The sequence below is a fragment of the Dyella sp. 333MFSha genome, assembly GCF_900102405.1.
Taxonomy (GTDB): domain Bacteria; phylum Pseudomonadota; class Gammaproteobacteria; order Xanthomonadales; family Rhodanobacteraceae; genus Luteibacter; species Luteibacter mycovicinus.
In genome coordinates this window covers 276,757-296,598 of record NZ_FNBR01000004.1, presented here as the reverse complement: position 1 = coordinate 296,598, position 19,842 = coordinate 276,757, and the positions used below count along the sequence as shown (strand labels likewise).

At 65.0% G+C, this 19,842-nt stretch carries 17 protein-coding genes, 1 tRNA gene and 1 riboswitch; of the genes, 6 read left to right on the top strand and 12 right to left on the bottom strand.

Annotated elements, in window-relative coordinates; genetic code table 11:
- The first annotated feature begins 235 nt into the window (after window positions 1–235).
- The 3 genes from BLT40_RS16340 to BLT40_RS16330 all read left to right on the top strand — a co-directional run bounded on the left by BLT40_RS16340 (window position 236) and on the right by BLT40_RS16330 (window position 3,232).
- Window positions 236–2,101, top strand: coding sequence for a M61 family metallopeptidase (locus BLT40_RS16340; protein ID WP_255364045.1), 1,866 nt, complete (start codon window positions 236–238; stop codon window positions 2,099–2,101).
- A gap of 159 nt (window positions 2,102–2,260) precedes the next feature.
- Complete coding sequence (locus BLT40_RS16335; RefSeq protein WP_090354983.1) at window positions 2,261–3,100, top strand: LytTR family transcriptional regulator DNA-binding domain-containing protein; 840 nt, start codon at window positions 2,261–2,263, stop codon at window positions 3,098–3,100.
- 55 nt (window positions 3,101–3,155) lie between these two features.
- Window positions 3,156–3,232: transfer RNA gene (locus tag BLT40_RS16330), tRNA-Arg, on the top strand.
- A gap of 53 nt (window positions 3,233–3,285) precedes the next feature.
- Here the strand turns inward: BLT40_RS16330 and BLT40_RS16325 are convergent.
- Window positions 3,286–6,510, bottom strand: a complete 3,225-nt coding sequence (locus BLT40_RS16325) for a protease pro-enzyme activation domain-containing protein (protein WP_176809199.1) — start codon at window positions 6,508–6,510, stop codon at window positions 3,286–3,288.
- 215 nt (window positions 6,511–6,725) lie between these two features.
- On the opposite strand from BLT40_RS16325, the gene BLT40_RS16320 reads away from it, so the two are divergent.
- Window positions 6,726–8,168 carry a sensor histidine kinase gene (locus BLT40_RS16320; protein WP_090354934.1) on the top strand — a complete coding sequence of 481 codons (1,443 nt, stop codon included), beginning with the start codon at window positions 6,726–6,728 and terminating at the stop codon, window positions 8,166–8,168.
- Here BLT40_RS16320 and BLT40_RS16315 read toward each other — a convergent pair.
- The gene (locus tag BLT40_RS16315) at window positions 8,121–8,831 is read right to left on the bottom strand and encodes a response regulator transcription factor (RefSeq protein WP_255364041.1); all 711 of its coding nucleotides are present in this window, start codon (window positions 8,829–8,831) and stop codon (window positions 8,121–8,123) included. The two genes, BLT40_RS16320 and BLT40_RS16315, sit on opposite strands and share 48 nt — an antisense overlap.
- A gap of 138 nt (window positions 8,832–8,969) precedes the next feature.
- Window positions 8,970–10,004, bottom strand: a complete 1,035-nt coding sequence (locus BLT40_RS16310) for an aldo/keto reductase (protein ID WP_090354932.1) — start codon at window positions 10,002–10,004, stop codon at window positions 8,970–8,972.
- Between the two features lie 100 nt (window positions 10,005–10,104).
- Between BLT40_RS16310 and BLT40_RS16305 the strand changes: the two genes are divergently transcribed.
- Window positions 10,105–10,293 (top strand): hypothetical protein, encoded by a 189-nt coding sequence (locus BLT40_RS16305; RefSeq protein WP_090354931.1) that lies wholly within the window; start codon window positions 10,105–10,107, stop codon window positions 10,291–10,293.
- 23 nt (window positions 10,294–10,316) lie between these two features.
- Window positions 10,317–10,967: a MarC family protein gene (locus BLT40_RS16300; protein ID WP_090354929.1), complete on the top strand. Its 651-nt coding sequence runs from the start codon at window positions 10,317–10,319 to the stop codon at window positions 10,965–10,967.
- Window positions 10,968–11,052: 85 nt separating this feature from the next.
- On the opposite strand, the gene BLT40_RS16295 is transcribed toward BLT40_RS16300, so the two are convergent.
- The 9 genes from BLT40_RS16295 to BLT40_RS16250 all read right to left on the bottom strand — a co-directional run bounded on the left by BLT40_RS16295 (window position 11,053) and on the right by BLT40_RS16250 (window position 19,345).
- Window positions 11,053–11,550: a DUF4142 domain-containing protein gene (locus tag BLT40_RS16295; protein ID WP_051944070.1), complete on the bottom strand. Its 498-nt coding sequence runs from the start codon at window positions 11,548–11,550 to the stop codon at window positions 11,053–11,055.
- Window positions 11,551–11,648: 98 nt separating this feature from the next.
- Window positions 11,649–11,822, bottom strand: coding sequence for a DUF1328 domain-containing protein (locus tag BLT40_RS16290; protein WP_036116509.1), 174 nt, complete (start codon window positions 11,820–11,822; stop codon window positions 11,649–11,651).
- Window positions 11,823–12,079: 257 nt separating this feature from the next.
- Window positions 12,080–12,673, bottom strand: a complete 594-nt coding sequence (locus BLT40_RS20355; RefSeq protein ID WP_176809198.1) for a hypothetical protein — start codon at window positions 12,671–12,673, stop codon at window positions 12,080–12,082.
- A 129-nt stretch (window positions 12,674–12,802) separates the two neighbouring features.
- Window positions 12,803–13,630, bottom strand: coding sequence for an NADPH-dependent 7-cyano-7-deazaguanine reductase QueF (gene queF / locus BLT40_RS16275; RefSeq protein ID WP_090354979.1), 828 nt, complete (start codon window positions 13,628–13,630; stop codon window positions 12,803–12,805).
- 87 nt (window positions 13,631–13,717) lie between these two features.
- The gene (locus BLT40_RS16270) at window positions 13,718–14,710 is read right to left on the bottom strand and encodes an aldo/keto reductase (RefSeq protein WP_090354921.1); all 993 of its coding nucleotides are present in this window, start codon (window positions 14,708–14,710) and stop codon (window positions 13,718–13,720) included.
- Window positions 14,707–15,186 (bottom strand): MerR family transcriptional regulator, encoded by a 480-nt coding sequence (locus BLT40_RS16265; protein ID WP_043691804.1) that lies wholly within the window; start codon window positions 15,184–15,186, stop codon window positions 14,707–14,709. The genes BLT40_RS16270 and BLT40_RS16265 overlap by 4 nt, the downstream gene beginning before the upstream one ends.
- Before the next feature lie 47 nt (window positions 15,187–15,233).
- A complete protein-coding gene (locus tag BLT40_RS16260) occupies window positions 15,234–15,629 on the bottom strand; it encodes an acyl-CoA thioesterase (protein WP_090354919.1) in 396 nt (131 codons plus the stop codon).
- A gap of 54 nt (window positions 15,630–15,683) precedes the next feature.
- Complete coding sequence (locus BLT40_RS16255) at window positions 15,684–16,712, bottom strand: ribonucleotide-diphosphate reductase subunit beta (RefSeq protein WP_036116501.1); 1,029 nt, start codon at window positions 16,710–16,712, stop codon at window positions 15,684–15,686.
- Between the two features lie 116 nt (window positions 16,713–16,828).
- The gene (locus BLT40_RS16250) at window positions 16,829–19,345 is read right to left on the bottom strand and encodes a ribonucleoside-diphosphate reductase subunit alpha (RefSeq protein WP_090354917.1); all 2,517 of its coding nucleotides are present in this window, start codon (window positions 19,343–19,345) and stop codon (window positions 16,829–16,831) included.
- 156 nt (window positions 19,346–19,501) lie between these two features.
- A riboswitch (cobalamin riboswitch) is annotated at window positions 19,502–19,713 on the bottom strand.
- Window positions 19,714–19,842: the final 129 nt, after the last annotated feature.

The window sequence follows — 19,842 nt, the reverse complement described above, 5'->3', positions numbered from 1 at the left end:
TGTCCGTCGGCTCCGGCGCCGTACGGTCCCGCATGGGCGGGCGCGGCATTTTACGAGAATTCTGAGTGCCGTGACCGTGACCTCTGGCATAGGGCGCTCCGGACCATGACGTTTAGCATCGAAGGCTTGCGCGGACCGCAGGGGACCGCGCCGACCCGCTCGCAGGGATGGCCGGGCGATCCACACGCTCCACGGGAGAATTCCAGTGAAATCCACCATCCTTGCCTCCGCGCTTCTGGCCGCCCTGGCCAGCGCAGGCGCCACCGCCGTCCGCGCGGACGATGTTCCGCCGCCGAAGGACGTCGCGTTCGCCGGTACCGTCAAGCTCGCCGTCGACGCCACCGACACCGATCACCGCATTTTACGCGTCAAGGAATCCATCCCCGCGCAGGCCGGTCCGCTGACCCTGCTGTTCCCCGAGTGGATCCCGGGCCACCATTCGCCGACCGGCCCGATCGACCAGTTCGCCGGTCTCATCGTGACCGCCGGCGGCAAGCGCCTCGAGTGGAAGCGTGACGAGTACAACGTCTACGCCTTCCACATCGACGTGCCGGCCGGCGCCTCGTCGGTCGACGTCGAGTTTCAGACGCTGACCCCGCAGGACACGCGTCAGGGTCGGATCGTCATGACCCCCGACATCGTCAACGTGCAGTGGAACCAGGTCTCCCTGTATCCGGCCGGCTACCGTGCCGATCGCGTCAACGTCGAAGCGTCCGTGAAGCTGCCGGCCGGTTTCCAGTTCGGCACCGCGCTCGAGCAGGCCAGCAAGAGTGGCGACACGGTGACCTTCAAGGAGATCAACTACGACGACCTCGTCGATTCGCCGATCTTCGCCGGTCGCTATTTCAAGCGAGTCGACCTCGACCCGAACGGTAAGTCGCCGGTGCACCTGAATATCGTGGCCGACAACGCGAAGGCGCTCGAGATCAAGCCCGAAGCGCTCGAGATCCACCGCAAGCTCGTCCAGCAGATGGACAAGCTCTACGGTGCGCGTCACTACAACCATTACGACTTCCTGCTGGCGCTGACCGACAAGCTCGGCGGCATCGGTCTGGAGCACCACCGTTCGTCCGAAAACAGCGCACAGCCCAACTACTTCACCGAGTGGGACAAGAGCTGGCTGGGACGCGACCTGCTCTCGCACGAATACAACCACTCGTGGGACGGCAAGTACCGTCGCGGTGCCGACCTCGCCACGCCGAGCTTCAACGTGCCGATGGGCGACAGCCTGCTCTGGGTGTATGAAGGCCAGACGCAGTTCTGGGGCAACGTCGTCGCCGCACGCTCGGGCCTCGTTTCGCAGGATCAGGCGCGTGACGTGCTCGCACTCGTCGCCGCTACGTACGACAAGGGTCGCCCGGGTCTGTCCTGGCGCACCATCGGTGACACGACCAACGATCCGACGATCGCGCAGCGTCGTCCGCTGTCGTATCGCAACTACCAGATGAGTGAAGACTATTATTCGGGCGGCCAGATGGTCTGGCTCGACGTCGACACCAAGCTGCGCGAACTGACCAGGAACAAGCGTAGCCTCGACGATTTCGCCAAGGCCTTCTTCGGCATGAAGGACGGTGACTGGAAGGTCAATCCGTATACCTTCGAAGACGTGGTCTCGACGCTCAACGGCATTTCGCCGTACGACTGGGCGACTTACCTGCACGACCGCATCGACGGTCACAAGGGCGACCTGGAAGGCATCGAGCGCGGCGGCTGGAAGCTCGTCTACAACGACAAGCCGTCGGAAGCGGTCAAGGCGTTCGAAGGCCGTCGTCACTACGTCGATCTCACCTATTCGGCCGGCTTCGCCGTGTCGTCCAAGGGCGATATCTCCGACGTGCGCTGGGACGGCCCGGCCTTCAATGCCGGGCTCTCGCCGGGCATGCACATCGTCGCGGTCAACAACAAGGAATTCGATGGCGACGCGCTGAAGGAAGCCGTCACCACCGCGAAGACCGACAAGGCGCCGATCGAGCTGCTGGTCAAGAACTTCGATGACTACAAGACCATCAAGATCGACTACCACGGCGGCCTGATGTACCCGCACCTGGAACGCGACAAGAGCAAGCCCGACTGGCTGGGCGAGCTTTACAAGACCAAGTGATGCACCGAAGGGCCCCGCAAGGGGCCCTTCTTCTTTACGTAGGAGCGCGCCCCGCGGGCGATTCCAACCCGCGACACGGCTATCATCCGGCGGATGGAAGCCACCCCCACACCTCCCGGCAAAGAACTCGACCAGGCTCACCGCCGTCGTCGCCTCTTCATGATCGTCTTCTGGGGCACGGTCTTCGGTGCGGCCGCGATCGGCAACACGATGACCGCGCGGATCGATGCGGACCGTTACGACATCCACGTCGCCACCTGGCAGATCGCCGTCAACGAATTCAGCAGCGTCCTCGTCTCGCTGCTCATGCTGCCCTTCCTGCTGCGTGCGTGCGACCGCTGGCCGCTGCATGCGGATACGTGGCGACGCTATCTGCCGCTTTACTTTGTGGGCAGCCTCGCCTGGTGCGTGGGTCACGTCGTCGGCATGGACCTGCTCCGGCTGCTCGGCTTCACGCTCGGCGGCGCCCACTACGATCCCGGGTCGCTGGGCCTGCAGTTCGTCTACGAATATCTGAAGGACATCCGCACGTTCTTTACGATCGTCGCCGTCGGCCACATGGTTGAGTGGTTCGGCCGACACGTCAAAGGCGAGGCCAGTCTGCTCGATATTCCGGATGAAGGTCCGCCCGTGGAGCCGGTCGACCGCCCGGAGCGCTTTCTCGTCCGCAAGCTCGGACGTGACTTCCTGGTGGCCACCGCCGATATCGAGTGGGCGCAGGCGTCGGGGAACTACGTGAATCTGCGGGTGCGCGGTCGCGACTACCCGCTGCGGACGACCCTGGCCGCGCTGGAGGCCAAGCTCGACCCCGCCGTCTTCGTCCGCGCGCATCGGAGCTACGTGGTGCAACTGGCTCAGGTCAACTCGATCGAGCCGCTGGACGCGGGCGAAGCCCGCCTGCACATGGCCGACGGCACGGTCCTGCCGTGCAGCCGGCGTTACAGGGAAAGCCTTCGCGCCACGGCGGCCGGCGCTGAGCCCCTGGCGGCCAAGGCCTGACACTGAGGCTAGGCCGCCCCGGGGATTCCCGCTACAATGCCCGACCGCAGCATCAGCGCCTGTAGCTCAGCCGGATAGAGTAGTGGCTTCCGAAGCCATTGGTCGGGGGTTCGAATCCCTCCAGGCGCACCATTCAGAAAAGACGGACGGTTTCCCGTCCGCCTCTCCGCGGAACCTCTCCCGAGTCAGTGCGAAACCGCGGCGATCTGCGCCCTGGCGGCGTGCGCGGCGATGGGGTTGGCCACGCCCTGCAAACGGTTCATCTGCACCTTGTAGCCGGTTGGCACCACGTAAGGCGTGCCCGCCCCGTCGGCGACCTGCTGTGAGATGAAGCCGCCGCCGGTGCCCTGCCAGACATACGCCGTTCCCTTGGCGTTGGTCCAGAACACGTCCGCCAGACCGTCACCGTCGAAGTCCTCGATGGTGGCGACGCTGTAACCCGCCGGGCCCGCCGTGGTCTTGCGGCCCGTCACCGTCGTGCCGTCCATCAGCCACCAGCCGATGTTGCCGGTCGCGGCGTTGAACCAGATCAGGTCGGTCCTGCCGGTGCCGGCGATCTCGCCCGCGCCGATCAGGTCGAAGCCGTTCGGTGACGCGTCCGGTGCATCGGTCTTGGTGAAGCGGTCCTTGCCGGTGTTGACCCAGTACTTCACCGCGCGGCTGGCGCTGGTCCAGACGATATCGATCACGCCGTCGCCATTGAGATCGGCCAGATGCGGGCTGAAGCCGGCCGGAGCGGGTACCGTGCGGTCGACGGCCTGCGTGCAGTCCAGATCGTTCAGACGGCCAAACAGGAGGCCACCGCTGCACTTGATCGTCCAGAACGACAGCTGGCTGGTGCTGGCGTTGAACCAGATCTGCTGCGGCGTGCCCGCGTCATCCACATCGCCCGCGCCGACCAGCGTCCAGCCGGCCGGGTACGGAAAGCGGAACGCCTCCCAGCCATAGCTGTAGATCGCGAGGTTCATGGTGTGCGTGGTCGGGTTATCGCTTTCCATCACCGTCTGTCCGGCGAGCGTGCCGCCGAAGATGTCGTACGGAATGGCCTTGATCTGGTCGCCGGCCTGGAAACCGTCGACGATCGTGTCGCCGCCATCGCGGCTGCCCGGGAACCATGTGTCGGTGCTGAGCACCGTGCTGCCGTTCATACGGACAAACGTGGCGTTGCCGGTCTTCGGACCGACCAGCAGCAAGGTGCTCTTGCCGTCGAGGATCGCGTTGAGACCGACGCCGGGGTTGCCGCTGTCGTCGCGGCCGGCCAGATCCCATGTGCGCGAGATCGTCTTGCCGCGTGCCGATCGGGCGGCCACGGCGTTGGCGAGATGAGTCACGTCGATCGAGCCCAGGCCTGTCGCATAGTCGTAGCCCTTGCCGGCCTTCCATGCGGTGACGAGGGATGCACGACCGCCATCGCTGACGATGCCGTACGACTGTCCGCTCTTCACGTAGCAGTCGCCGGTGCCGGCGAAGCAAGGCACGTCGATATCCCCCGTGGCGACGTCGTGGAACACACACGTGGCGTCCGTGGCGGCGCACCCGGTGCCGGGCGAAGCGATGGTGCCGTACTGGCTGCGGGCCAGGCTGTACAGCGTTGGCGCGACGTTACCCAGGCGAGCCGCGCTGGACTGGTTCACCAGGGCCTGCACGCCTGCCATCGCGGGCGCCGCGAACGATGTGCCGCCCGCGCTGTTGTAGATCGAGTCCGTGGGGCTGAGGTAATTACAGGGCGTACCGCCTTCGTCGGCGTCCGACATGCAGAAGATCAGCGCGTGACCGTAAATGCCGTTGGCCGCGAACAGCGAGACGTCCGGTGTGGCACGGGTGACGTTCTGATCCATGCCGGCCAGACCCTGCTGCCAGGTGGGCTGACTCCAGTAGTAGCTTGGTCCGCCGCTTCCGCCCGCCGTGTTGAGGAAGTCGAGCCCGGCGGATGAGTTGCAGGCCGTGTTGGGGTCGCTGTATCCCAGGATCGTATCCAGCTGCGCGCTGGCGCAGGAGTCGTTCCAGGTTTGCTCCGGGATATAGCCGATGGCGCTGGCGCCGAGTTCGCCGTTACCGGGCAGCCAGTACTTGCTGGTCTGCTTGTAGTCGTTGAAGTCGGTACCGCCGACGGCCACGTTATACGGCGTGCTGCCCAGGCCGTTGACGGCTAGGCCGAAGCTGGAAGCCGACTGTACCTGGTCGCAACCCGCGGATCCGGAGTCACCGGTCGAGACGAACACCGAAACGCCTTCGGCCGCGGCGGTGGCCCACAGCGCGCTGGCCTCGTCGATGTCACCCACCGCCGCGCTGACGAGTTCGCACTCGCCGTAGCTGAGGCTGAGGATCGGTGGTGGGGCGGCTTGCTCAAGCAGGTTCTGCGCGGCGAGAAACGCACCGAAGTCCGCGCCGGTGTCCTGGCACGAGGCGAGCGTGATGTCGGCATCGGGTGCGGCGGCGCCGGCCCACTCCGCGTCGAGCGCGGCCTCACCTTCATCGCCGTTGGTACCGGGATTCACGCAGCTGGTGTCGCCGGTGAAAGCCGCGGGATGAACCTGGGTGAAGACACCTTTGGCATCCGTCGGGAGGAATACCTGGCGGAAGGTCTTGATGTCGGCGTCGAGAACGTTGGTTCTTTCCAGCACGGCCACGGTCTGTCCGGCGCCGCGCACGGGGCTCGCCTGATTCCACAACGGATTGACGTTGTAGATCGTCGCGAAATCCGCGGGTACCAGATCGAAGAACGTCTCTCCCTGATAAACGAAGTTGAAGTCGCCGGAGGGCGCGCCGGCGGCGATCCATGCCCCTTGCTTGTCGCGCTTCACCGGCCGTACGTTCTTCACCTGCGGCTCCGGGAAGAAGTCGGTCAGGGATGCGACGCCACGGACCACCGGTATCAGTGCGGTCGGCAGCTTCTGTTCGGCGGCGTTGGCGAAGTGCGTCTTTCCGTTCGCACTGAAACGGTGCAGCGAGGTACCGAAGGCCTGCTGCACGGCGCCGACCGAGCCGGTGAAACGAATCAGCATGCCGTCGGCGGAGATGGTCTTCACGCCGAGACCCTGGCTGCTCAGCCACGTCTTTACCGCGGCAATGTCCTGCCTGCTCGGACCGAAGCGTTCGCCCACCTGGCGCGCGGTCAGCCACTGGTGGAAGTTGGGCGACGAGGGGTTATCCAGCGACGCGAGGTAGGCATCGAACTGCTTCTGCTGTTCCGCGCTGCGCTTCAGTACCAGGGTCATCGAAGGGATGACCTCGGCGGTGCCCATCGGCCCCGCGTCGACACTGGTATGGACTCTCGCCGGGATGCTCCCCGGCAGCGTGGTCATCTGGTGGCTGTCGACCGTTCTGGTGATCAGCGGTGTCGCCGTGGTGCTGCCCGCGGTGTCGACGGAAGCGTGTGCCTCGCACGCGCCGCCGGTGGCGATGAGCATCGCCGCGCCGGCCAGCCAAGGCCTGGAAAGAATTGCTGACATAGTACCCCCGAAGGAAAGAGCCCGTAACGCCGTGACGTCGCTCGTGCCCAGCCCGGAGGACTGCCCCTCGGCACGCTGTCCCACCATAGCTTTACATTCCCGGCAAAGTCACACACGCTCGACTGGCACGTTTCTCACCGAATTCTCACCGTCGGTTGCCTGGGAGCCGCACGATGATGTCCCGTATCCGTCAGTGGCTCGCCGACACGCCGATCCGTGATCCGGTCGACAGGCGCAATGCCACCTTCATGCAGCTGTTGCTGATCTTCGAAGGTGTCCGGATACCGGCGACCAAGCTCTATCTGTTCGGCCTTCACTGGTCGTATCTGCAGGATCGTTTCTACGGCAAGGCACGCATTGGCGCGCCTGCCGCCATGGCGATAGACATCGGTACCGACCTGGCGATGACCGTGTCGGCGTGGCTGGGTCTCTGCCTCATCCGTCGCGGTCGTTTTTCGCAGGCCGTCGCACAATTCGTGGCGACGATGCTTGCGTGCGGCGCGGTGGCCTATGCCGCCTTCGGTTATCGCGCGACCGACGGCAACCTGACGCTGATGATGATTCTGGCGCTGAGCGGTCTGATGCTGGGCCGAAGGGCGCTGTGGATCACTTACGGCGTCGAAGCGCTCATTCTCGTGATGAGCGTGGATCCGCTGAAGGCATCGGCGGCCAGCCATCTTCCCGGGATGATGATGGCCGTCTACGACGTCCTGCCCCTGCGCGCCCTGACCAGCTACCTGCTTATCGCCCTGATCGTGGATCGCAGTATCCATGCCTTGCGCGACAGCCTGATCGAGTCGGAACACCGGCGCCTGCAACTGGTCCGCGAGATCGCGGAGCGTGAACGTACGCAGGAGCAACTGCTGCACGCGCAGAAGATGGACGCGGTGGGCAAGCTTGCCAGCGGCGTGGCGCACGACGTCAACAACGTCTTCGACATCATCCTGGGGTTTTCCACGGAGCGGGACCGCCTGCCGGAAAGCGACGATCTGCCCCCGGGCGACATGCGGACCATCGCGGATGCCCTCGAAGGGATCGAACTGGCAGCCCGCCGTGGCACCGCGGTGTGTCGCAAGCTGCTCAACTTCAGCCGCCGCGATGTGGCATTCACGGAAGAGTTCGACATGGTCGCGGCATTGCGCGAGCTGCATCCGCTGCTGCGGCAGTCGCTTTCCTCGCACAACGAGTTAAGGCTGCGGTTGCCCGATGCGCCTCGACTGATCCGCTTCGATCGCAGCCAGTTCGAGCTGGCCATCATCAATCTGGTGACGAACGCGCGCGACGCCATGCCGGATGGGGGGTGTTGCACAATCGCCATCGAGGATGGCGCGGAGCACACGGTGCTGTCGGTGAGCGACACCGGGATGGGCATGGCGGAGTCGATACGCGCGCAGGTGTTCGAACCCTTCTTCACGACCAAGCCGGCGGGGCGCGGTACGGGTCTCGGACTCAGCGTGGTGCAGGGGCTCGTAGTACAGGCCGGTGGATGGACCGCGGTCGAGAGCACGCCGGGGCAGGGCACGACGATCCGGCTGTCCTTACCGCGGGCGGGCGTCTCGGCCGTGGAATCAGGCTTCCAGGATGTATCCGGTCCCATGTACCGCGTTGAGGGGTAACGGCTCGCCGATGGCGGCCAGCACCTTGCGGCGCAAACGATGGACCATCGAGTCCAGCCGGTGCGGGTCGAAGGCGTGGACGTCATCGGTCAGGGCGGCGATCAGCGCCTCACGCGGCACCACCTCATCGGCGTGTTGAAGCATCGCTTCCAGCAGCTTGCGCTCGTTTTTGCTGAGCATCACGCGCGCACCGGAAGGCGAGAGCAGAAACCATTCGTCCGGACTGAGCGCCCATCGTTCGTGGGCTCGTGGCGAGGGATGCAGACGTCGAGCGACGCTGTACAACGTGGCCACAAGCACGTCGATCTCCACGGGTTTGGACAGGTAGGCGTCGGCCCCTTCGAACAGGCCTCGCACGCGATCCACGTTATCGCCCCGGCCGGTGAGGATGACGATGCCCGCAGCCGGTATCGCCGCGCGCAACCGTCGTGCGACCTCGAACCCGTCGCCGTCCGGCAAGCCGATATCGAGCAGGAAGATATCCGGTACGTTTCGCCGTATCGCCTCATCCAGCGCTGCCGCGCTGGCGTAAGCCGTGACCTCGAACCCAAACTGCGCGAGTTTCGGCGTCAGTACGCGTTCGCGCAGCAGGTCGTCGTCTTCCAGCATGGCCAGCCGCAGCGCATGCGCACGCGCATTCGGCACCGGGTTGAATGTCGTCACGCAAAGACCTCGTAGCCACCAGGGCCCATGGGCTGCCCTCACCGAGATTGCCCGCCCGGCGGGGCTAAATCCAGCGACGCCGTCGCACGTTCGTAGATGGGGCGGATCGCAGGATTCTGCGACCCGCACCGCGATCGCTTACTTGCCCAATGTCACCGGACTCGGATTGCGCGACGCCAGAGTCGCCTGCTGATGCCAGTACGGATAGATCGGACGCGTGGCGCTGGCGTCGTCGAGACGCTTGATCTGGTCGGCGTCCAGCTTGAACGACGTGGCGCCCAGGTTGTCGCGCAGCTGAGTCACGTTACGTGCGCCGATGACGATGCCTGACACGGTGGGACGCGAGAGCACCCAGGCGAGGGCGATCTGGGGCACGCTGTGGCCGGTCTCTTTCTCGAGGGCTTCAAGCACGTCGGTGATGGCGAAGAGGTGCTCGCCCGGCACCGCCCACGTCGCGTCGGTTGCGGCGCGGCTGCCTTCGGCGGGCTTCTTGTGGCGACCGACCTTGCCGGTCAGCTTGGCGCCGGCAAGCGGGCTCCAGACAAGTGCACCTACGTTCTGGTCGAGGCCGAGCGGCATCAGCTCCCACTCGTATTCGCGGTCGGTCAGGGCGTAATAGACCTGGTTGATGACCGGCCTGGTGAAGCCGTGGCGGTCGGCCAGTGCCAGCATCTTCATGAGGTGCCAGCCCGAGTAGTTGGACACGCCGAAGTAACGGATCTTGCCGGCGCGCGTGAGCGTATCGAGGGCATGCAGCATTTCTTCGATGGGCGTGAGCGCGTCGAAGGCATGCAGGTGGTACAGGTCGATGTAGTCGGTACCCAGACGCTTCAGGCTCGCTTCGCAGCTGCGGATGATCTTGTCACGGGACGTGCCGATGTCGTTCGGGCCGGCACCCATGCCCATGCCGGTCTTGGTCGACAGCAGCACCTGATCGCGACGGCCGGCGATGGCCTTGCCGAGAATCTCTTCCGACAAACCGCCCGAATAGGCGTCCGCGGTATCGAACATGTTGCAACCGAGTTCGAGCGAGGCGTCGATCATGGAGGTTGCCTCCTTGACGTCGGTGTCGCCCCATTTCTTGAAGAACTCGTTGCCGCCACCGAAGGTCGCGGTGCCCAGGATCAGGGCGGGAATCTGCAAGCCGGAGCCGCCAAGCGAACGGTATTCCATGGGTCATCTCTCTGTGGTTGGAAGCCCGTCGAGCGTACACCCGTCGAAGTTAGCGGAAGGTATCGCTCGCCCCGGGTTGCGCCGATACGGCGCGTGCGGCGTGGATCGCCAGTCCGTAACTTTCCGTGCCCGGGTCGACCGGGTCGGACAGCACCAGCTGGACGTGCTGCTCGTCGCGGGTGGTGGGGCGAAGGCCGTCGACATGGGCGAGGTAACGATGGCTGGCTTCGTGGCGCAGCTGTTACCTGCTATCGGGCAGGCCGTCACTGAGGTATACAACGCTGCATAGTGGCGACCCGGAGCGATGCGCGCATGTGGATGGACATCGGTAAGGCCATCTTCGTCATCGTGGCAGCCTTGCTGCCCATCGTGAACCCGCCCGGCTCGGCGCTGATGTCGCTGGGCATCGTGCCTGTAGCCACGGCGGAAGAGCGCGAGCGCCTTGCGCGACAGGTCGCCCTCAACAGCCTGCTCCTGCTGACCGGATCGCTGTTCATCGGGGCTTATGTGCTCGCCTTCTTCGGCATCTCGATTCCGGTGCTGCGGGTCGGCGGTGGTCTGGTCATCGCCGCCGCTGGCTGGCGCATGCTCAACGGCTCGGACGACGATGATGAGGACGACGCCAAAGTGCACCGGCACCATGGCGACCCCTCGTTCTACCCACTGACGCTGCCGTTCACCGTGGGGCCGGGCTCCATCGCGGTGGCCATCGCCGTGGGTACCGGCTCACCGCGCCATGGCGTCGACTGGGTGCACTTCGTGGCCGCAGCGGTCGCACTCGCTGCGATCAGCGTCAGCATTTATCTGAGCATGCGTTACGCCGACCGGATAGGGCACCGGCTGGGCAAGGAGCGCACCAAGGTCATTCTGCAACTGCTGGCCTTCGTGATTTTTTGCATTGGCATCCAGTTGCTCTGGGGTGGACTGTCGGAACTGCTGGGTATGCCCAATCACGCCACTTAGGGCTCAACTGCTTCGGTGCTGACATCCGGAGCGTGTGAGTTTCTGAAGCGGCATCCGGCCTGATCGACGGCGCCTCGCGGCGACGTCAGAACGGCGGCAGGCTCTGTGCCAGCTTCTCGTGTTCCTTCAGCATGGGCAGCTGGCCGCGCGCGTAATCGCGGATGTCCACGTCTTCGCCTTTTTCCGCTTCGAGTTCGTAGAGGCCTGTGGCCAGCTTGTGGTCCCGAACCATCGCATCGGAGTAAGCGCGGTCGAACTTCGCACCGTCCAGGCCCTTCATCCGGTCGATGTCCTGTTGCTGCGCCGGCTCCGGTGCGACCGCAATCTGCACGCCCTTGCTACCCGCAAGCTTGCCCAGCGACTCGTTTGCCTTCGTGTGATCGGCGACCATGCGTTCGGCGTATTTCTTCACGTCGCTGGACGACGCCTGATCGGCGGCGAGTTTGCCCAGTGCGATCTCGGTCAGGCTGGCACTGCTGGCGCGCCGGATAAAGTCGGTATCGGTGGCAGTCGTCTTCGCCTGCTGGGCGATGGCGGTGCCGGTCATGGACAACGCAAGCAGCGTCACGAGAATGCGATTCATGGCCTGGGCCCTCAGTGTGGGAAATCCGTACCGCGGACAGAACAACGCCCCGGTCTGGGGCCGGGGCGCTCTTCTTTCTTACCTGGGTGTGTCGAGGCTTATATCCTCGGCCCGCGACGCAGGCCGCCGAACAGCAGCGACAGAATGAACAGGATCAGGAAGACCACGAACAGGATCTTCGCAATGCTGGCTGCGCCGGCAGCGATGCCGGTGAAACCGAAGATCGCTGCGATCAGCGCAATGACGAAGAAGATAACGGCCCACTGAAGCATGATGTTTCTCCTAGGGATGCGGGTTGGTTGATGGCGCCCCGCCGGGCGTCCATCGCCGCGTCGAGTCGGATGCCATTCGACCATCGCCGGTCTGAAAGGAGCGTCTTCACGCGGTGAGGCGGGTTCTCACCGCTCGCTGACACGGTCTACACGCATCCGGGCGGGCGCGCGACCCTGTTGCCTCATCGGCAATGCACGCCGGACCCAAAAAAAGGGCAGCTTTCGCTGCCCTTTTCCATCGCATCGGGGTCGATGAATTACTTCTTCTTGACCTCGAAGGCTTCGTTGCCCACGGCCTGGCCGTTGAGCGACACGGTGACCTTGTACTTGCCTTCCGGCCACTCGTTCGGATTCTGGATCTTGAAGGTGGTGACGGCCGGGCCGTCGGTGCTGATGGACTGGCTGATGTCGCTGACCGTGGTGGTGGTCTCGCCGTCCTGGAAGGTCCACTTCGCGTTCAGCGTAGCGCCGGCAGTGGTGCCTTCGGTGGCGACCGAAGCGTAGATGGTCTTGTCGCCCGGGGCGAAGGCGTTCTTCGCCTTGGCAACCTTCTTGTCGGCGCCGACGGCGCTGCCGAGGGTGACCGAACCGACCTTCAGCGACTCGCTGGCGGCGGCGGGCGCAGCCGGGGCGGCGGCCGGAGCAGCCGGAGCGGCAGCGGTGGTGGGCGAGGTGGCAGGCGCGGCCGGCGCCGTGGTCGCCGCCGCAGGGGCGGCAGCCGGAGCCGGGGCGGTCGCGGCAGCGGCCGGCGCGGTGTTCTGCTGCTCTTCCTTCTTGCCGCAGGCGGTGAGGACCAGCAGGCCGGCGACGGTGGCCGTGCAGAGGGCGTACGAGCGGAAGGAAAGCTTCATGTCTGGATTCCGGAATGACGAGTCAGGTTCGAACGGGGCGGTATCGGGGCCGATCCCCTTGGCCGCCGCAGAGTACAGGCTACACAACTAAAGGCAAGACCAATGAAGAACGCATGAATGTGTCATTCATTATTGGCGGGCGCCGCGCGGGTTGGCCGGCACGGCGGCCGGGTCCGTGCTGCGGAACGGATTGATGTCCAGGCCGCCACGACGGGTGTATCGGGCGTACACGGACAACTCGCGGGGCGCGCAGCGGGCCGTGACGTCCATGAAGATGCGCTCGACGCACTGCTCGTGGAATTCCGTGTGGTTACGGAAGGAGACAAGGTAGCGAAGCAGGCCCGCGCGGTCGATCGGCTTGCCGGTATAGGCGATCTGCACGCTGCCCCAGTCCGGCTGGCCGGTGACCGGGCAGTTGGAGCGGAGCAGGTGCGAAACCAGTACTTCGCGGGCGTCCCCGTCGTTCGTGACGAGAAAATCCGCCCTGGGCGGGCCGTAGCTGTCGAAGTCCAGCTCCTGCGTGTCCAGCAGCAGGCCTTCCGGCTCCGAGATCGGAGTGCCGTCCAGCTCGCCGGGCGCGTGCAGGACGATGCCGACCGGACCACCCGCGGCGGCTGAGAGATCGCGGACCAGTGTCTGGCGCAGTGTCGCCGCATCGGCCACGCGTTCCTGGGCAAAGCTGTTCAGATACAGCTTGAACGACTTCGATTCAACGATGTTGGGCGTCGTCGCCGGAAAGCGGAATTCAGCCACCGCCACGTGCGGCTTGCCGCGTTTATCCAGCCACGAAAGCTCGTAGCCGTTCCACACGTCCACGCCGTGGAAGGGCAACGCGGCTTCCGCCACGCCGATCTCATCGCGCTTGCCCTGGCGGGGAATGGGAAACAGCAGGCCGGCGTCATAGCGATCCGCGTAGACGGTGGACTTGCCCAGGGGCGAATGTTCGGGGGACGACATGGCGGCAACGGCGGCGGTAAAGGCCGCCATTATAAGGGACGACCGCCCCGCGACCGGGTACCGGTATCGGGGCGGCTGTCCGGGCGTTCAGGCGTTGACGAAGCCCATCATGCTGCTCTGATAACGATCGCCAAGCGCCGCATCCGGCGGGAACACCGCGTCGATCTCGGCGATCTCGGTAGCCGTAAGGCTGACGTCATCGGCGCCGGCGTTTTCCTTCAGGTACTTCACACGCTTGGTGCCTGGGATCGGCACGATGTCCTCACCCTTCGCCAGCACCCACGCCAGCGCCAGCTGACCCGGCGTGCAGCCCTTGTCGGTGGCGAAGCGGCGGACCTTTTCGACGATCTCGAGGTTCTTCGTGAAGTTCTCGCCCTCGAAACGCGGATTGTTGCGGCGATAGTCGTCCTCGGCGAAGTCGTCCGGCGAGGTGATCGCACCGGTGAGGAAGCCTCGGCCCAGTGGGCTATACGCGACCAGCCCGATGTCGTGCTCGCGGCAGGCGGCCAGCGTGCCGGTGGTTTCCGGATCGCGCGTCCACAGGGAATATTCGCTCTGCAGGGCGGTGATCCGGTGTACGCCCGCCGCCTTGCGGATCGACTCGGCCGAGGCTTCGGAAAGACCGAGGTAACGCACCTTGCCTTCCTCGACCAGCCGCGCCATGGCGCCGACGGTTTCCTCGATGGGCACGTTGGCGTCCACGCGGTGCTGGTAATACAGGTCGATGTGATCGGTCTTCAGGCGGCGCAGGCTGCCTTCCACCGACTCGCGCACGTATTCCGGGCGACCGCTGATGCCGCGCTTCGACGGGTCGTTCGGATCGCGCACGATGCCGAACTTGGTGGTGAGTATTTTCTTGTCGCGGCGACCGCCGAGAAAGCGGCCAATCAGTTCTTCATTGGTGTGCGGGCCGTAGGCGTCGGAGGTGTCCCAGAAGGTGATGCCCAGATCCAGCGCCGTTTCCAGTGTCGCGATGGACTCTTTCTCGTCGCCGGGGCCGTAGAACTCGCTCATGCCCATGCAGCCGAGGCCCTGAGCCGATACGTCCGGGCCGTTCTTACCGAGTTTGCGTGTCTTCATGCCTGTTTCCTGCGCGGGGAGGTGGGGGTCTTTTCGCGGGGCCGCGCCGTGGGCGGCGGGGGCGCCGTCACGGCGGGAGGCGCCGGTTCGGGGAATGACACACCTTCCTCGCCATACGCGGAGCGGTACATGGCGATCTTCTTGTCCAGCCGCGCGATCGTCTCGGTCAGGGTGACCAGTTCGTCGCGCAGAAAGGCGGCGTGGCGTGCCAGCAGGTCGCCGCGCAGGCGGATGCTGTCGGGCGTCTCACCCTGGCGGCGCAGCTCGGAATACTCCTGCAGCGTACGCATCGACATGCCGGTGGCGCGCATGTGGACGACGAAACGCAGCAGGGCGAGCTCGTGCTCGCCGTATACCCGCTGGCCGCTGCGGCGCGGCACCGGGTCGATCAGGCCGATCTGCTCGTAATAACGCAGGGTATGGACGGTCAGGCCGGTCGCCAGGGCGGCCTCGGCGATGGTCAGGTAGGTGGTCATGCCGAAAGCCTACGCCTTCGAGTGCGCTCTAGGTCAAGCGCCGTTTTTCAGGCGGTCGCGGGCAGCGGCTGCACGGGCGTCGGCTTGTACTCGCTGTCCAGCGCGATCATCGTGAACGTGCCCCGCGTGCACAGCTCGCGCGCGCCGGTGATCAGATCCTCGGTGTACATCGCCACGTCGATCTTCATCGACGTACGGCCCACCGAAATCACCGTGGCGATCAGCTCGACCATCTGGCCTTTACGGACGGGCACGTGGAAGTCGACCTGCTCCGAACGGGCGGTGACGACGATCTGGCGGGAGTAACGCGAGGCCGCCAGAAAGGCGGCCTTATCCATCCACGCCAGCGCCTGGCCGCCGAACAGCGTGCCGAGGTGGTTGGTGTGGTCGGGGAAGACGATTTCGAGGACGCGAGCCTCGGTGGGGCGGTCGATAGCGGTCATGGGGGACGATTCCTGTTGCAGTGCAGCATGCATCATACAGGGTCCCCCGTTTCCTCAGAACGACTGGTCGAACGCGACCTCGCCCTGCACGCCGACCTGGTACGACGACACGCGCCGCTCGAAGAAGTTGGTCAGTTCCTGCACGTCCTGCAGGTCCATGAAGTCGAACGGATTCTTCGAGCCATACTTCTTGGGCATGTCCAGCTGGACCAGACGCTGGTCGGCACAGTATTCGAGGTACTGGCGCATGTCGTTGACCGACAGGCCGGCCACGCCGCCCGAGAGCACGTCGGCGGCGAACTGGGTCTCGCAGGCGATGGCGTCCTCGAGCATCGCTTCGACTTCCTGGCGCATCTGGTCGTCGAAGAGGTCCGGCTCCTGCTCGCGCACGGTGCGCACGACCTCGAAGGCGAACGCCATGTGGCCGGACTCGTCGCGGAACACCCAGTTGGTGCCCGAGGCCAGGCCGTGCAGCAGCCCGCGCGAACGCAGGTAGTACACGTAAGCGAAGGCGGCGAAGAAGAACAGACCTTCGATGCACGCGGCGAAGCAGATCAGGTTGAGCAGGAACTGGCGACGGTGCTCGCGCGTCTCGAGACGGTTGAGGTTCTGGATCGAGTCGATCCACTTGAAGCAGAACTCACCCTTCTGACGGATCGACGGGATGCTCTCGATCGCGGCGAAGGCCTTGTTGCGCTCGGCCGGTTCCGGAATGTAGGTGTCCAGCAGCGTGAGGTAGAACTGCACGTGCAGCGCTTCTTCGTACAGCTGGCGCGAGAGGTACATGCGCGCTTCGGGCGAGTTCACGTGCTGGTACAGGTTGAGCACCAGGTTGTTCGACACGATCGTGTCGCCGGTGGCGAAGAACGCGACCAGACGATGAATCAGGTGACGGTCCGCATCGGACATCTTCGACTTGAGGTCGGTGGTGTCGAGCGAGAAATCCACTTCTTCCACGGTCCAGGTGTTGCGAATCGCCGCGCGATACATCTCGTAGAACTGCGGGTACTTCATCGGCCGCAGGGTCAGCTCGAAGCCGGGATCGAGAATGTGGGTATCGCGGGTGACGGGAGAAGCGGACATCGGGCTACCTCAAATTAAATACGTGTAGGAGCGCGCCCTGCGCGCGATGCTCTGGCTTTTCGCGCGCGGGGCGCGCTCCTACAGGGGTGCTGCGCCCCTTGCGGGGCGCGTTGCTTTTATTGGCAGGCTTCGCAGTACTCGGGGTTCTCGAGCGAGCAGAACACCGCGGCTTCGGCCTGTTCCTGCGCATCGGCGACCGGAGCGGCCGGCGTGGGCAGCGAGGCCGACGACGAGCTCACCGTGGTCTTCGCGATGCGGGTGGCGGGACGCGAACGCAGGTAGTACGTCGTCTTGATGCCCGACTTCCACGCGTACATGTACATCGAGGACAGCTGACCGATGTTCGGGTTTTCCATGAACAGGTTCAGCGACTGGCTCTGGTCGATGTACGCACCGCGCGCGGCGGCGAGATCGATCAGTGCCTTCTGCGGCAGTTCCCACGTCGTGCGATAGACCTCGCGCAGCGCGGCCGGAATCGCGGCGATGCCCTGCACCGAACCTTCGGCGAGCTTGATCTGATCGCGCACGTCGGCGGTCCACAGGCCCAGCGTCTTCAGCTCGTCGACCAGATAACGGTTGACGACGAGGAAGTCGCCCGAGAGCGTCTCGCGCTTGAACAGGTTGGACACCTGCGGCTCGATGCACTCGTAGCAGCCGGCGATCGAAGCGATCGTGGCGGTCGGAGCGATGGCGATGACCAGCGAATTGCGCAGGCCCTTGGCCTTGATCTTCTCGCGCAGCTCGGCCCAGCGGCCCTCGACGCCGTTCGGCGTGGCGGCCGGCCAGTAGTCGAACTGCAGCTCGCCGTTGGCGGCGCGGGTTTCGTCGAAGCCCGGGTGGGCACCGTCGCGCTCGGCGATCTCGTTGGACATCGACAGCGCGTGGAAATAGATCTCTTCCTGGATGCGCGTGGACAGCGTGCGCGCTTCTTCGGAGTCGAACGGCAGGCGCAGCTTGAAGAACACGTCTTGCAGGCCCATCACGCCCAGACCCACCGGACGCCACTTCATGTTGGCCGTCTTCGCCGTGGCGATCGGGTAGAAGTTGAGGTCGATGACGCGGTTGAGCTGACGCACGGCGGTGCGCACCGTGGTACCGAGTTTCTCGTAGTCGAACTGACCGTCCACCACGTGGCGGGCCAGGTTGACCGAGCCGAGGTTGCACACGGCGGTCTCGCCCTCGGAAGTGACTTCAAGGATCTCGGTGCACAGGTTGGACAGGTGAATGACGTTTTCCGGACGCGCGGTCTGGTTGCTCGTGGCGTTCGAGCGGTCCTTGAAGGTCATCCAGCCGTTGCCGGTCTGTGCCAGCGAGCGCAGCATGCGGGCGTACAGCTCGCGCGCCTTGATCGACTTGGCAGCCAGGCCCTCGGCCTCGGCCTTCTCATAGGCGGCCTCGAACGTCGCGCCCCAGGTGTCGACGAAGTGCGGCACGATCTTCGGATCGAACAGCGACCAGTCGCCGTCGGTCTCCACGCGGCGCATGAAGAGGTCGGGTACCCAGTTGGCCAGGTTGAGGTTGTGCGTGCGGCGCGCGTCGTCGCCGGTGTTCTCACGCAGCTCGAGGAATTCCTCGATGTCGGCATGCCAGGACTCGAGGTACACGCAGGCGGCGCCCTTGCGCTTGCCACCCTGATTCACCGCCGCGACCGAGGCGTCCAGCGTCTTCAGCCAGGGCACGAGGCCGTTGGAATGACCGTTGGTGCCCTTGATCAGCGAACCGCGCGAACGGATGCGCGAGTAAGCCAGGCCGATACCGCCGGCGAACTTGGACAGCTGGGCCACGTCGCCGTACTTGGCGTAGATCGACTCCAGGGCATCCTGCGGTGAGTCCAGCAGGAAGCACGACGACAGCTGCTCGTGCGCCGTACCGGCATTGAACAGGGTCGGCGAGCTGGCCAGGTATTCCAGCGACGACAGCATGCGATACAGCTCGAGCGTCTCGGCCACGTCGTTGCCGCCGAGCGCGCAGGCGATGCGCATGAAGAAATACTGCGGCGTTTCGATGACGAAGCGCTTCGTCGGGTGACGCAGCAGGTAGCGGTCATAAACCGTGCGCAGGCCGAAGTACTCGAAGCGGCGCGAACCGGTCGTGTCGATGGCGTCGTTGAGCTTGCGCGCATTGACCTGGACGAAGTCACGCAGACGCTCGTTGAGGATGCCCAGGTCGAAACCGGTGGAGATCGACTGCGAGAACGACTGGATGTCCTGACCGGATACTTCCTTGTCGACGAAGGCGGCGAGCAGGCGTGCGGCCAGTTGGCCGTACTCCGGTTCCTCGGCGGTGAGCGCCGCGGCGGTACGGATCGACAGCTGGTCGAGTTCCTGCGTGGTGGCGCCATCGTAGAGGCCGCCGATCGTCTTCAGGGCGACGCGCATGGGGTCGACCGCGAACAGGCCGTCGGCGCTGCGGGTCACCGCGCGCACGATCTTGTTCACGTCGACGACTTCCTGGCCGCCGTTGCGCTTGGTGACGCGCATCTGGCCAGGGTTGTGCGGGGGCGTCAGCGCGAAGGCCGGCGGCGGGTCGTTGCGGTAGCCGGCGGCAGGCGCCTTGTCCGTGGTGTTATTGGCGGAGACGGCGGCATCGGCCGTCTCGGTGCGCTCGCGCGCGGAAGAATCCATCGTGGTCATTGTCTTGGCTCGCCCCAGGTTCTATCACCCGTTCCCGGTCGGCTGGCTCGTGAGGGATGGGGCTGATGCGGGAAACGGCCGGGGACGGAGCGCGCCGCGAAGGGGCTCCGGTCCGCGACGTGCTTCCCCGCGGAAGCCGTCACCACTATCGAGGCCGCCCGGGCACCGATTGCTGGCAGGTCTTCGGACTCATGGACATGGACCTTTCGGTCCGCCTACCCGTCGCTTCCCAGCCCCTGAAGGACCAGTGCATTGAACGGGATCGTTTCCATTTACCGCTGCGGGGCAGTTCCGGATTCGCACCGGATTCCCTATTAAGTCCGACGGGCAGTCGCGCCTCTCCGGACACCAACGGGACACACCATATAGGCGGGGGTTGGCAGCGTCAACACAAGATGTAGGGTGTCGCCGCTATGTGCTTGATCCTTCGCAAGTGATTTTTTGCAACCCCTTTCCCGCGGCGCGACGGAGGGGATCATGAGGATTTTGTGAAGACC